General features: G+C 36.0%; 12 protein-coding genes, 1 tRNA gene and 1 pseudogene. 9 read left to right on the top strand and 5 right to left on the bottom strand.

Annotation, left to right across the window (positions count from 1 at the left end; all coding sequences use genetic code 11):
- Position 1: 1 nt before the first annotated feature.
- A pseudogene (locus METEV_RS12970) lies at positions 2-295 on the top strand (PAS domain-containing protein); the annotation flags it as partial.
- Positions 296-2,245: a PAS domain-containing sensor histidine kinase gene (locus tag METEV_RS05395; RefSeq protein WP_049890994.1), complete on the top strand. Its 1,950-nt coding sequence runs from the start codon at positions 296-298 to the stop codon at positions 2,243-2,245.
- A gap of 9 nt (positions 2,246-2,254) precedes the next feature.
- Here the strand turns inward: METEV_RS05395 and METEV_RS05390 are convergent, their stop codons facing one another.
- Positions 2,255-2,785: a c-type cytochrome gene (locus tag METEV_RS05390; RefSeq protein WP_013194539.1), complete on the bottom strand. Its 531-nt coding sequence runs from the start codon at positions 2,783-2,785 to the stop codon at positions 2,255-2,257.
- 165 nt (positions 2,786-2,950) lie between these two features.
- On the opposite strand from METEV_RS05390, the gene METEV_RS05385 reads away from it, so the two are divergent.
- Positions 2,951-3,436: a COG2426 family protein gene (locus tag METEV_RS05385; RefSeq protein WP_232216887.1), complete on the top strand. Its 486-nt coding sequence runs from the start codon at positions 2,951-2,953 to the stop codon at positions 3,434-3,436.
- 43 nt (positions 3,437-3,479) lie between these two features.
- Here METEV_RS05385 and METEV_RS12670 read toward each other — a convergent pair whose 3' ends face one another.
- The 3 genes from METEV_RS12670 to METEV_RS05375 form a co-directional block, all read right to left on the bottom strand.
- Entirely contained in the window at positions 3,480-3,728 is a 249-nt protein-coding gene (locus METEV_RS12670; RefSeq protein WP_232216905.1) for a transposase, read from the bottom strand.
- Positions 3,729-3,808: 80 nt separating this feature from the next.
- Positions 3,809-4,873 (bottom strand): RNA-guided endonuclease InsQ/TnpB family protein, encoded by a 1,065-nt coding sequence (locus METEV_RS05380; RefSeq protein ID WP_232216886.1) that lies wholly within the window; start codon positions 4,871-4,873, stop codon positions 3,809-3,811.
- Positions 4,874-4,995: 122 nt separating this feature from the next.
- A complete protein-coding gene (locus METEV_RS05375) occupies positions 4,996-5,211 on the bottom strand; it encodes a DUF1059 domain-containing protein (RefSeq protein ID WP_013194537.1) in 216 nt (71 codons plus the stop codon).
- Positions 5,212-5,753: 542 nt separating this feature from the next.
- Between METEV_RS05375 and METEV_RS05370 the strand changes: the two genes are divergently transcribed.
- The 3 genes from METEV_RS05370 to METEV_RS05360 all read left to right on the top strand — a co-directional run bounded on the left by METEV_RS05370 (position 5,754) and on the right by METEV_RS05360 (position 8,358).
- Positions 5,754-6,944, top strand: a complete 1,191-nt coding sequence (locus tag METEV_RS05370; protein WP_013194536.1) for an RNA-guided endonuclease InsQ/TnpB family protein — start codon at positions 5,754-5,756, stop codon at positions 6,942-6,944.
- A 43-nt stretch (positions 6,945-6,987) separates the two neighbouring features.
- On the top strand, positions 6,988-7,179 hold the full coding sequence (locus METEV_RS05365) for a hypothetical protein (protein ID WP_013194535.1): 192 nt from the start codon (positions 6,988-6,990) through the stop codon (positions 7,177-7,179).
- A 75-nt stretch (positions 7,180-7,254) separates the two neighbouring features.
- Positions 7,255-8,358, top strand: a complete 1,104-nt coding sequence (locus METEV_RS05360) for a methylcobamide--CoM methyltransferase (RefSeq protein WP_013194534.1) — start codon at positions 7,255-7,257, stop codon at positions 8,356-8,358.
- A gap of 89 nt (positions 8,359-8,447) precedes the next feature.
- Here METEV_RS05360 and METEV_RS05355 read toward each other — a convergent pair.
- Positions 8,448-8,531 (bottom strand) — tRNA-Leu (locus METEV_RS05355).
- A 170-nt stretch (positions 8,532-8,701) separates the two neighbouring features.
- On the opposite strand from METEV_RS05355, the gene METEV_RS05350 reads away from it, so the two are divergent.
- From METEV_RS05350 to METEV_RS05340, 3 genes are all read left to right on the top strand, one after another.
- On the top strand, positions 8,702-9,463 hold the full coding sequence (locus tag METEV_RS05350; protein WP_013194533.1) for an MBL fold metallo-hydrolase: 762 nt from the start codon (positions 8,702-8,704) through the stop codon (positions 9,461-9,463).
- A gap of 57 nt (positions 9,464-9,520) precedes the next feature.
- Positions 9,521-11,935 (top strand): phosphoenolpyruvate synthase, encoded by a 2,415-nt coding sequence (gene ppsA, locus METEV_RS05345; RefSeq protein WP_013194532.1) that lies wholly within the window; start codon positions 9,521-9,523, stop codon positions 11,933-11,935.
- A gap of 102 nt (positions 11,936-12,037) precedes the next feature.
- The gene (locus tag METEV_RS05340; RefSeq protein WP_013194531.1) at positions 12,038-13,063 is read left to right on the top strand and encodes a DUF21 domain-containing protein; all 1,026 of its coding nucleotides are present in this window, start codon (positions 12,038-12,040) and stop codon (positions 13,061-13,063) included.
- The last annotated feature ends 29 nt before the right edge of the window (positions 13,064-13,092 follow it).

The following is a 13,092-nucleotide window of genomic DNA, read 5'->3' as shown; positions in this document are numbered from 1 at the left end:
GCTGACAAATATCGGGAGTTGGGTATGGGACATCAAGAACGATAACATAAATCCATCTTATCAATTAAAACGTATTTTAGGATTCATTGAAGATCCAGAGTCAATAGAAGACATTTTATCAGTTGCACTTCCTGATGATTTACCAGAAATTAAAAAATCACTAAATGATGCACTGGAAAACGCCTATAATAATTATCATATAGAGTATCGAATCCTGAGAAACAACGACAGACAACTACGATATGTTAAATCCATTGGAAAATTCGTTCTGGACGAGAACAAAGAGCCATATCTAATGTATGGTGCCACCCAGGACATTACCGACTATAAATTAATGGAATCCAAACTTCATGAATATTATAGCGAACTTGAAAAAGAAAAATTACTAAACAAAAAATATCTTGATGTGGCTGGTGTAGTTATTCTGGTGATCGATGCCTACCTGAATATCACATTTGTTAACAAAAAGGGTTGTGAGATACTCGGACACGATAAAGATGACATTTTGATGAGGAACATATACGAATTTATTCCTGAGAAATACCATAATTCCTTTAATAACACTGTCAAAAAACTACATTCTGGGCAACTGGAATCCGAATATCTTGAAATTCCAATATTAACAAAAAATGGTGAAGAACGAATTATATCCTGGAACAATACAGTGTTAAAAGATGATAACGGACACATTATCGGAGTTTTGAGTTCAGGTGATGACCGTACCAAATACAGAGAAATTGAAAAATCGTTCCGCCAAATAACAGAAAACATGCAGGACATGGTTACAAAAACCGATAAAAACGGAATTATCGAATATGCCACCCCATCCCATGAACATATACTTGGATACAAACCTGAAGAAATTGTCGGTGAAACAGTTTTTAACTTTGTTCATCCTGATGATGTAGAGAAAATAAAAAAGAAGTTCAATGAAGATTTAAAAAATGTAGACTCATCAACTGCTGAATTCCGATGTAGACATGCAAAGGGTTATTACATATGGGTGGAAACTATCGGAATACTTGTTCAGGATGATATTAAAAATGAATCAAAAATCATCTTTTCAACACGTAATATCAACAAACGCAAGGCTACGGAAGAACAATTAAAAGAGAATGAGGAAAAATATCGAACTATTTTTGAGACAACTGGCACAGCCACTGTAATTGCAGATGGCAACAATATATTTTCCCTTGTAAACAGAGAATTTGAAAGACTTTCAGGATACTCCAAAGAAGAGATAGAAGGAAAAAAGAACTGGATGGAATTTGTAGCAGAAGAAGACATAGAACGGTTGCACCAAAATTACAAAAAATTACTCCATGACCCATATTCTGCACCGAACAAATATGAATACCGTTTTTTAGACCGATATGGTAACCAGCATCACATTAATATGGTTGTCAGTATAGTTCCCGGAGAGTCCAGAGTAATAGGCTCACTTCTGGATGTTACCGAACTTAAAAACGCCAAAAAAGCCCTTGAAAAATATACTGAAGAACTCAAATCTCTGGATAAAATGAAAGATGAGTTCATAGCGAATTTGAGCCATGAATTAAGAACTCCACTAACCCATATCAAGGGCTATAGCGATTTGATAAACAACGAAACACTGGGAGAACTTAATGAAAAACAAAAAAAGGGTATGAATGTTATTGTCCAAAGCTGTGACCAGTTAACACATCTTATTGAATCACTTCTTTATTTAAACGTCCTACATACTGAAAAATCCAGTTATCAATTTCATTCATTTAAAATAAAAAGACTGATAGACAATATCGTATCAAATCTCAATCCCAAAATACAGAAAAAAAACCAATATGTTAAAACATCCGTAGAAGATGAACTGTTAATCTATGGAGATTGGGACTATTTAAAACAGGTGTTTACTCATTTAGTTGATAACGCAAATAAATTTACACCCTGTGAAGGAACAATAACAATATACGGATTTAGAGAAGATGACAACGCTCACATTACAATAGAGGATAATGGAATAGGTATCAAAAAAGAGTTGATACCAAATATTTTCGGACTTTTTTACCAGATTGACGGGTCAATGACAAGAAATCATGGCGGTACAGGTATCGGGATGTATATATGTAAAGAAATTATTGAGCTTCATAACGGCAGTATATGGGTTGAAAGTGAGGAAGATGTTGGAACTATAGTAAATGTAATGTTACCACTTACTGATACCTGTATTATGGAAATTGACAATGACAGAACTAATTACATCAACTGATTATAAATGTTAATTATCAAGCTTTTTTAAATATTCTACTACATCATCTACATCTTTATCAGACATGTGCCATCTTGGCATAGTAGAGTCAAGCAGGTTTCCAGAAGGGTCTATTCCTTTTCTAATCGCTCTTTTTATAGTTTCATCTGTATATACTGGATGCTCGTCATGCTCATCAGAAGTTAGTGCACTATAGGTTATATCAGGAGGTATTTTATAATTCATCCTTATCGGTCTATTTCCCTTTCCATCTGCACCATGACAATCAACACAACTTCCACCATGAACATAGACCCAATGAGGTCCAGAACTTATCTGGATTTTATCGCCCGATTTATTAAATCCGGTATAGTAAATCGTTTCACCATTTGATTCAAAACTGGTTTTTAAATTTTGGTCCTGATAAGACCTTCCCGGTCCTGTAGGACCATATGAGTTTTCATCGATGTTTGGAGGGTATAGTTGATATATCAATAAAGGAATTGAACCCGCAACAACAATTGCAAGGATAATTATCAAAATAATGGTGCTGGATTTCATTAAAACTCCCCAATTATTAATAAAAACTGTTCATATTTTAGTTTATCTTTTAAAACAATACATTTACAGAAGCAATAAAATAAAGTGACCAATAATTAATTTTATAAACTGGATGTTGTAGATTATAAAGGCGGATTAGATATGTTTTTTTACGATGTTATCTGCTTGATAGAAGATACAATTCCATCTTGGCTTTCTGTTATAGGTATAAGTATGATGCCGTTTCCTGAACTCAGAGGAGCTATACCTATTGCAATAACAGTATACAAAATGAATCCATTGGTCAGTTATTGTCTGGCGGTTATCGGCAATATCATCCCCATATATCCTGTTCTGGCATCACTTGATGTTTTAACCCGTAAATTGAGAAGGTTTAAAACTCTGGATTCATTAATCGAAAAGTTGTTTTCCAAAACTCACAGATGTCATTCAGCCAAATTTGAAAAATACGGGACGATTGCTCTTGTACCGATTGTGGCTCTACCACTTCCAATGACAGGTGGATGGTCTGGATGTGTGGCAGCCTTTATATTTGGAATTCAAAAAAAACATTCATTTCCTGCAATAGTTGCTGGAATATTGTTATCAGGTGTAATTATTACGGCTCTCACGCTTTCAGGAATTAATGTGTATCAAATTATCTGTCCGTGAACTACTCCGCCTTTTCAGGCGGAGCTTCCTGCGAATACCCGTATCATCCCGGTAATGATTGAGTAATCATCCCGATCAACAGGCCTGTCTGTCGCAGATTATCAGCGAACCGCTGATAGCCCGTCCACAGGGCATTCTGGCGTAAATATCTCTCCATTATCACTATAGCACTGTTTTTATCCCTATCCATTGATTGCCTACAATAGGGACAGTTGTAGTTCCTTTCATACAGAGGCATCTTCTGTCGGTAACCACAATTACAGCAGTCCTGAGAGGTATATGATTCATCAATTTCTATAATTCTTTTACCTATCTTTACATCCTTATAGGTTCTTTAAATCGCAGATTTAAAGATAACTCTAAATCTTTGATTTAGAGTGTTAGAAATTGAGCGAATCTTGAGATGTGAGCTGAATTATGGGTACCGCGGTGTGTGCTTTTATCGGATTTCTTATCTCCTTTCTTGCTCGATGCCATCTGTTTGGCTGACAAATCACCGATGATTATAACATTTGCATCTGTATTGTCAATGATGTTCCTCGTTTTCTTGTGCTGGAAATCCTTCAACTGGTTGGAAGATTTCTGTTTCATCCTGTTCAGGTTGCGCTTCAACCTGTACCATTTCTTACTGTATCTCTTGCAGTGATCCAATCTGGATTGTATCTGCTGGATTTTAGGCTCCCAGTATTTATCCGGTCTCTTATTAATCATCTCTCTAAGGTTACCGTCAGAATCAACCATGGTATGTTTACTGACACCAATATCCATAGCCAGGTATTTGTCATTGTGTTTGAAATCCAGACAGGGTACATTATATGTGATACTGAGATAATATCCTCCATCTTTCTTCTGATATATCCCGACCTGTGCAATCTCATCAGCTACTCTCAGTATCCTGTCATAAAGGATTTTAGCAGGCAAACCGAATTTCAACTCCAATCCAGATGGATGATTGTGTGAAAAACTGATAAAAACTTCATCATCTTCAGTATATTCAGGCTTATCTGCACCGTATAGATAATTAGTAGTATCGGTACTGTTATAGGCTATCTTATTACTTTTAGAATCAGTAATTTCAAATCCAGACTGATTGTAGGTCATGGTGAAGAAATAATCCACTCCGCGATATTTGGGTGGTCTTGCGTTTTCATCACCGTTTTTCTTCAATGAGAAGAACGATTTGTAGTTAGCATCAAGTCGTTTCAGTACAGACTGCAATACCTTGGAATACACCCACTTATATTCAGGATACTGTTTCTTGGTATTTGGTAAATCGTTCTGCTGTTTAATGTAGCTGATTTTTGTACCATTACTATAAGCATCTTTGCGTTCAGCAAGAGCAAAATTGTACAGCAACCTGCATTTCTCAGACAGTATCCACAATAATTCTTCCTGTTGTGATGTAGGTATAATCCGTACCAGTAAAGTCTGATACATAATTTATTATGAATATTGAAAATATTTATAAGTTATTATCCGTTAGCTTTTTTACAATAAAAACCATATTTATTGGACGCTCTCATCTTCCAGCTTTCGCAGGGAGACTTCCCGCTCTACGGTTAAAGCGCTCCACATCCACAACTTCGACCTGCAAGGGTTGATATTCTGTATTTGAGGTCTTTGATGTCATCCTCATCCAAATTATCAAGTGTTTCCTTGTGCTCTTTTTCTAAATGGTCAAATATTTTTTCTTCGACCTCTTCTACGGAGTTTCCCACTGCCATATAATCGCATTTAATCCCCAGTCCCAGATTATTGCCTTTGATGATTTTCATATTATCCACTCTACTAATATATTATATGCTATGGAATATAAAACTGATTATAAAAAATAAATTAAAGCTTGAAATAAATATCAAATCTCTATTTAATAAATAATCCCTAAAAACAACCCTGATCCAACTTAATTGAAAAATTAATTAAAAAAGATAAAATTGTCAAATGTATATGTTTGCTTATGGTTTTATTTTAATATATGAGAAAAATAATTTTCCCACATAAAAACATAGTTAGAAATAAAACAAATTATTGTGACGAATCCATGAATGAAATTCTCTCAATATAAATACAAACAAACCATGTGAAATCAAATGGTTTGTTGACGGAACAATTATAAAGACATCTGACAATGTAGATACTTCAACTTATGTTGTTAGTAAATCCTCACCAGAAACATACTGAGTAAAAGCGATGACTATTGATGGTGATTATACTGATACAAAAGAGTGGATATAGTATACTTTATAAGTAAAATATATAAGAATTGATAACAGAAAATATAATCAATTAATCAATTATATTCATCATGGAGATTGTTATGGTAAAAAGAACCGAAACGATATACCTAAATTATGATAAAAACCTTAGCTGGTTGTGTCATATTTCCAAGAACTTATACAACCAGGCAAACTTCATAGTTAAACAATCTCTAAATGATGATGGTGATTGGGTAAGATACGAAGAACTAAATAAACAGTTAAAAGGTACTGAAAATTATTCTGTTTTACCCACACAAACAGCACAACAGACACTAAAACTGATGGATAAAAACTGGATATCTTTCTTCCAATCAATTAAAGACTGGGAAAAGAACCCAGAAAATTACTATTCAAAACCCAACCCACCAAAATATAAAAAGAAAAATGGCGAAAATATTCTCACTTTCACGAACCAACAGTGTAAGATAAAAAACGGAGTCCTCAAGTTACCGAAGAAAACGAACCTGCAAGTAGAAACTCGTCTTACAGATGACACTAAACTAAATCAAGTTCGAATTATTCCTATGGGTGTTGGTTATAAGTGTGAAATTGTTTACGAGAAGGATTTAGAAACACCAGATCCAAACGAAGAAAACATCGCCAGTATCGACCTGGGGATTAATAATATCGTCACTATGGTGAATAACATCGGTGAAAAACCGATTGTTATTAAGGGCGGAGTCGCAAAATCAATAAACCAGTTCTACAACAAAAAATCTGGAAAACTAAAATCCATTTATGATAAATTAGGCATCAAAAACAGCAAAAAACTAAAAAAACTATACCATAAATATAAAATGAAAATCAATGACTTCTTCCATAAAGCAAGTAAAAGGGTTGTTGATTTTTGTGTCAAACACAACATCGGCACACTAGTCATTGGATATAACGAAGGGTGGAAACAAGAAGTGGATATGGGTAAGCGTAACAACCAAAAGTTCACGCAGATTCCATTTCATAGACTTCTTGAACAACTAAAATACAAAGCCGAAGATGTTGGATTGAAAGTGATTGAGCAAGAAGAATCCTATACATCGAAGTGTTCGTTCCTCGATGGTGAACCAGTTGAGAGAAGGACTTCTTATCTTGGTAAAAGAATTAAAAGAGGGCTTTTCCGATCATCTAACGGCACTATAATCAATGCCGATGTAAATGGTGCCTATAATATTATGAAAAAAGCAATCCCTGATTTAGATGGGATAGAGGGTGTAGCGTTACACCCGGTGAGTATATCTCACGAATGTAACTGATAATAAAATTAGTTATCTAATGTTACTAAGTTTATCAATTACAATGACGTGGACAGCCTCAAAGAATGAATCTGATATATCCAAATATCATTCATATGATTCTAACCAAGACTATGTAATAGACAGAAGTGAACTATCAAAAGCTATTAATGATTATTATGCCGGAAAATTGAGCTTTAAAGATATTTCACAGATAATAGATTACTGGCAACTTGGGTCTGAAGGATATTGCTAAAAATCCATTTCCTTTTTTTAATGCCAAAAGTAATATCCAACTGTTTAGATATATACACAATGTGAGTATGAATAAATGAGAGAAGAAATGACGTCAAAAGAGCGTTTTATTAACGCCCTTGAAATGAAAGATGTGGACAGGGTTCCATATGGCTATTTGTGGTTTGGAGCAGGAGATGCAGTTTTAAAACGTATGAATACCAGTATGAAAGATGTTTATTATTCTTCAGAGGGAATCGCTAAAGCTCAGATGCTTGCAAGAGAGATGTACCATCATGACAACGTGATGTCTCCTTGGGGTTGCCTGCTTGTGGAAGCAGAAGCTCTTGGAACTATAGTAAATATAAAAGAGGATAGATATCCTACTGTAGCTGAGTACGCCCTGAAATCCTCTAAGGAATACGATACTATTGAACCCCAAAATATTAAAAAATCCGAAAGAATAGAAACCGTTTCTAAATCCGTTAGTATACTCAAAAAAGAACTTAATGACGAGGTTTTCATCACAGGAAGCATAATGTCCCCTTTAATGCTTGCCACCCAGGTTCTTGAAATGGTAAAGCTCTGTGAGGAAATGATTATGGAAAAAGAAAATGTTCATTACCTTCTCGAAAGGCTTACCGATGGGTCTATATTATATGCTGATCGTATGCTGGAAGAAGGAGTGGATGGGTTTTTGGTTGAAAATGGAGAAAATACAGCTGACCTTTTCAGCCCACAAATGGCTGATGAATTCGCTCTGAAGTATACAAAAAAGCTCTATAATCATATTCATAAAAATGGCGGGTATGTTATTTCTCACAACTGCGCTGAGCATGCATTCCATGAAAAGGATGTATCTATGAAACCAGATGCAATGAACTTTGCATTTGGTGATGTTAGCAGTCTTGGGAACCGTTATGGGGTTGAATGTATCAAAAACCACAATCATAAAAACATTGGTTGTGGACCCAGATATTGTTTTAAAGACTTTGAAAAATACAGAACTTGTCTGATGGGCAACATCAACCCTAATGTGTTTGGTAATGGTTCATTAGATGATATTGAAAATGAAGTAGAAAGTTGCATTAAAGCAGCTCCAAATAAAGGATTTATTCTTTCCACAGGGTGCGAAATCCCACTTGGTACAAAACAGGAAAAAATGGATACTCTCTGGAACACTATGAAATCACACTTCTAACATTGAAATTTTATAATTCTATATATAATATTACCTAAAAATGTATTTTTAGATGTTTATCATTATCTTATATAAAATTCGAAACAGTATGCGAGGGGTGGGATTTGAACCCACGCAACCCTTCGGTACCAGATCTTAAGTCTGGCGCCTTTGACCAGCTCGGCAACCCTCGCAGGTTGTAATTTTATTTTTGATTTCAACCATTGAATACAACCATTGAATATACAAAGGGGTTTTTAAAACCTGCGGAATAAAGCCTGATATACAGTAGGGGTTTTATAGTTTTTATCGAACATCACCCATGATTAAAGTTAAGTTACTTAAGCCTTATTATAGTAGTAATATGAACATAACGTTTCTTGGAACAGGAGTAGCCATCCCACAGACTGATAGAGTACAGTCAGGGATTATAGCAGAAATCGAAGGAAAACCCATCCTTTTTGACTGCGGAAGTGGTATTTTAAATCGGATATTTGAGAGCAGATATAATCATACAGACATTGACACAGTGGTTCTTTCCCATCTACATCTTGACCATGTTGCAGATGTGTTATGTCTTATAAAAGCCAACTGGCTCTGTGATAAAACCAACATTACAATCTATGGTCCAGAAGGAACAAATGAATGGATGACAGGTTTACTGAAAATTTACGGATACCTTCAAGGCAAATCCGATACCAATATAATAGAGGTTTCTGCAGGAGATACCTTTACACCTGATGGGGTCAACTGTAAAATAACATGTTCAAAAGGGGTACATAGCGTTCCATCGCTTGGATATCGGATTGAATCTGGAGGGAGTACAATAGTATATTCAGGAGATACAGAACCCTGCAAATCGATAATGGATTTATCACAGGATGCAGACCTTTTGATACATGAATGCTCATTCCCCTGTGGTTTTGAAGTGACGTACCACACAACACCCGACATGCTTGATGGGTACATAAACTATTATAATACTAATGTCTCCTGTTTGTATCTGACACATCTTTATCCACAAATGCAGGGTCACGAACAGGAAAGTATAGAATATCTTAAAAATAACTTAAAAATTGTACAGGGCATAGAAATCGCTACTGATTTAATGAAAATTAAGGTATAAATAAAACAATCGTTCTATATACCAATAAATTGCAACTGTTAATTGAAGGGAGTGATTATGAAATACATACAATGGTTTGAAGAAATAACAATGGATGATGTACCTGTTGTAGGGGGTAAAAATGCATCTCTTGGTGAAATGTATCGTAAATTAGTATCTGAAGGTATAAACATACCTAACGGCTTTGCCGTCACAGCAGATGCTTACTGGCATGTTCTTGAATCAGGCGGAGTTCTGGATGAATTAAAAAAAACTATGGATGGACTGGATATAACCGATGTCTCAGACCTTTCTAAAAGAGGAAAGAAAGCCCGCAATTTGATACTTGATGCTGGTATTCCACAGGATTTGTGGGATGAAATTAAACAAGCCTATGACTATCTCTGTGAACAATATGGACCTAATACCGATGTTGCAGTCCGTAGTTCAGCCACAGCAGAAGACCTTCCCAATGCATCTTTTGCAGGACAGCAAGAAACCTACCTAAACATTCACGGATATCATTCCTTAAAAGATGCTTGCATCAGATGTTTTGCATCCCTGTTTACAGACAGGGCAATCACTTATAGAGAAAACAACAATTTTGACCATTTCAAGGTGGGACTGTCTATAGGCATCATGAAAATGGTTCGATCAGACCTTGCCTCAAGTGGAGTTATATTTACTCTTGATACTGAAACCGGTTTCAGAGATGTGGTTTTGATAACAGGATCTTATGGGCTGGGTGAAAATGTTGTTCAGGGACAGGTAAATCCTGATGAGTTTTATGTGTTTAAACCTACATTTAAAAAAGGATACAGCTCCATCATCAGCAAGTATCTTGGGAACAAAGAAATCAAGATGGTTTACGGTAGAGGCGAATCAAAGACACTGACCCGAAACGTAAACGTTCCTGATGCTGATAGGAAACGGTTCTGTATAAACAATGATGAAATATTAACACTTGCAGGTTATGCCATCAAAATCGAGGATTACTATTCCAGATATTACAAAAAATCACAACCTATGGATATTGAATGGGCAAAAGATGGCGAAACAGGACAGATTTTTATAGTACAGGCAAGACCCGAAACCGTTCAATCCCAGAAAGATCTCGATGTTCTGGAAACCTATACATTAAAAGAAAAATCAAGCCCGCTTATAAAGGGTAAAAGTATCGGAGATAAAATAGCTTCTGGTACAGCCCGTGTTATATCTGATGTATCAGAACTTTCCTCATTTAAACCCGGAGAAATACTAATTGCTGACACCACAACTCCCGACTGGGAACCCGTCATGAAAACTGCAGGTGCGATTGTGACAAATAAAGGAGGCAGGACATCCCATGCCGCAATCGTTAGCCGGGAATTAGGGGTTCCCGCAGTAGTCGGTGCAGTAGATGAAAATGGCCTTGAATCAACTGAAAAAATCCAAACCGGAAATAAAATAACGGTTAGTTGTGCAGAAGGAGACGTAGGCTATGTTTATGATGGTGAACTATCATATGATGTCGAAAAAACCAGCCTAAAAGAAATGGGAAGACCCGAAACAAAAATGATGATGAATATCGGGAATCCAGAAATAGCTTTTTCATATGCAAGAATTCCAAACGATGGTGTGGGACTTGCCAGACTTGAATTTATTATCTCCAGCTATATCAAAGTTCATCCTATGGCACTGATACACCCTGAAAAAATAGAAGATGAAAATGTCATGAAAAAAATTGATGGACTTACAGCCGGCTATAGCAGTAGAGAAGAATATTTTGTGGACAAACTATCACAGGGTGTTGGTATGCTTGCAGCCGCGTTCTATCCTAACCCTGTTGTAGTTAGGATGAGTGATTTCAAATCTAACGAGTATGCAAATCTTATCGGTGGCGAATATTTTGAAATTAAAGAAAATAACCCTATGCTTGGTTTTAGAGGCGCTTCTCGATACACCCATGATAATTACAGGGAAGGTTTTTCACTTGAATGCAAAGCTATGAAAAGGGTTAGAGATGAAATGGGACTTACCAACCTTGTTATAATGATTCCTTTCTGCAGAACAATTAAAGAAGGTGAAAATGTTATTAAAGAACTGGAAAACAATGGTTTAAAAAGAGGAGAAAACGGTCTTGAAGTCTATGTCATGTGTGAAATTCCAAACAACATCCTTTTAATCGATGAATTCAGCGAGTTTTTTGATGGTTTTTCAATAGGTTCCAACGACCTGACCCAGCTTACACTCGGTATTGACAGGGATTCAGATATACTCTCTAAAGAATTCGATGAAAGAGATTCAGGTGTCAAGAAGAGTTTATGTGCAGCCATTCAGGGGGCTAAAAGAAATAACCGCCATAGTGGTCTCTGTGGACAGGCACCAAGTGATTATCCCGAGTTTGCAGAATTTCTGGTTAAAGAAGGGATTGATTCTATATCATTAAATCCGGATGCATTGATGAAAACTACGCTTAAAGTCCTTGAAACTGAGGAAAAATTAAAAAAATAATATCAATTACAATGACGTAAACCATCTAAAAACTAAAATGAAACACTCTGATTAAATGCTCTGGTGATAAATGAATTAGAAAATAAAGGATACTGAAATAACATGGACCCTATAATCATATGGATACTTATCATTTTCTGTTTATCCCAATCGGCGATATTTTCTGGTCTTACCATAGGACTTTTTGGATTAAGCCGGTTGGGGCTGGAAATTGAAGCTGAAACAAGACACAAAAACGCTATCAAAATCCTACAATTGAGACGGGATGCTAACTTTCTACTGACAACCCTTCTCTGGGGAAATATGTCTGTTAATGTTCTGCTTACGCTACTTACAAATTCTATAATGGCGGGAGCCACAGCATTCCTGTTTTCCACATTTAGTATAACATTGTTTGGAGAGATAGCACCTCAGGCATATTTTACACGATATGCTTTAAAGGTAGGCGGACACCTTGTTCCAATTGTCAAAATCTATCAGGTAATCTTCTATCCGGTAGCCAAACCATCTGCAATTTTGCTGGACAAGTGGCTTGGTAAAGAAAGGATGCAGTTTTTCAAAGAAGAGTATCTCAGGATAATGCTTGAAAAACATATTGAATCCTCAAGAACAGAGATTAGTAAGATGGAGGGTCTTGGAGCGCTTAATTTCCTGCAGATTGATGATATATCTATATCCCAAGAAGGTTCAATTATTGATCCTGATAGTGTTATCACGTTACCCTTTAAAAATCATCGTCCGGTATTTCCTGATATCACCAGAGACCCATCAGATCCATTTCTGCAGAAACTGCAAAAGTCGGATAAAAAATGGGTTATAATTACCGATTCTGATGATGAGCCAGTTATGGTACTTGACTCTGATGCATTTTTGAGGGATGTCATATACAAAACCGGGTCTTTTAATCCTTTCAAATATGCACACAGACCCATTGTAGTAAGAAATCCTGATACAAAACTTGATAAAGTAATCAACCAGTTAATAGTATTCCCCGAACATGCCGAAGATGATGTTATAGATAAAGACCTTGTAATCTACTGGAATAAAGAGACAGAGGAGAAGCGAATAATTACCGGCAAGGATATTCTTGGCAGGCTGTTGAGAGGTATTGTAATACGTGTGCACTGACGTACTCCCACGGATAAATCCGTTGGGTT

It is taken from the genome of Methanohalobium evestigatum Z-7303 (genome assembly GCF_000196655.1).
Lineage (GTDB): Archaea > Halobacteriota > Methanosarcinia > Methanosarcinales > Methanosarcinaceae > Methanohalobium > Methanohalobium evestigatum.
The sequence above is the reverse complement of the archived record's forward strand: the minus strand, read 5'-3'. Positions and strand labels throughout refer to the sequence as shown.

Excerpts from the sequence above, each read along its gene's own strand:
- METEV_RS05395 (WP_049890994.1), top strand. The coding sequence starts at position 296 with ATGTATGGTGCCACCCAGGACATTACCGACTATAAATTAATGGAATCC.
- METEV_RS05390 (WP_013194539.1), bottom strand. The coding sequence starts at position 2,785 with ATGAAATCCAGCACCATTATTTTGATAATTATCCTTGCAATTGTTGTT.
- METEV_RS05380 (WP_232216886.1), bottom strand. The coding sequence starts at position 4,873 with ATGTATCAGACTTTACTGGTACGGATTATACCTACATCACAACAGGAA.
- METEV_RS05375 (WP_013194537.1), bottom strand. The coding sequence starts at position 5,211 with ATGAAAATCATCAAAGGCAATAATCTGGGACTGGGGATTAAATGCGAT.
- METEV_RS05370 (WP_013194536.1), top strand. The coding sequence starts at position 5,754 with ATGGTAAAAAGAACCGAAACGATATACCTAAATTATGATAAAAACCTT.
- METEV_RS05365 (WP_013194535.1), top strand. The coding sequence starts at position 6,988 with ATGACGTGGACAGCCTCAAAGAATGAATCTGATATATCCAAATATCAT.
- METEV_RS05360 (WP_013194534.1), top strand. The coding sequence starts at position 7,255 with ATGAGAGAAGAAATGACGTCAAAAGAGCGTTTTATTAACGCCCTTGAA.
- METEV_RS05350 (WP_013194533.1), top strand. The coding sequence starts at position 8,702 with ATGAACATAACGTTTCTTGGAACAGGAGTAGCCATCCCACAGACTGAT.
- ppsA (WP_013194532.1), top strand. The coding sequence starts at position 9,521 with ATGAAATACATACAATGGTTTGAAGAAATAACAATGGATGATGTACCT.
- METEV_RS05340 (WP_013194531.1), top strand. The coding sequence starts at position 12,038 with ATGGACCCTATAATCATATGGATACTTATCATTTTCTGTTTATCCCAA.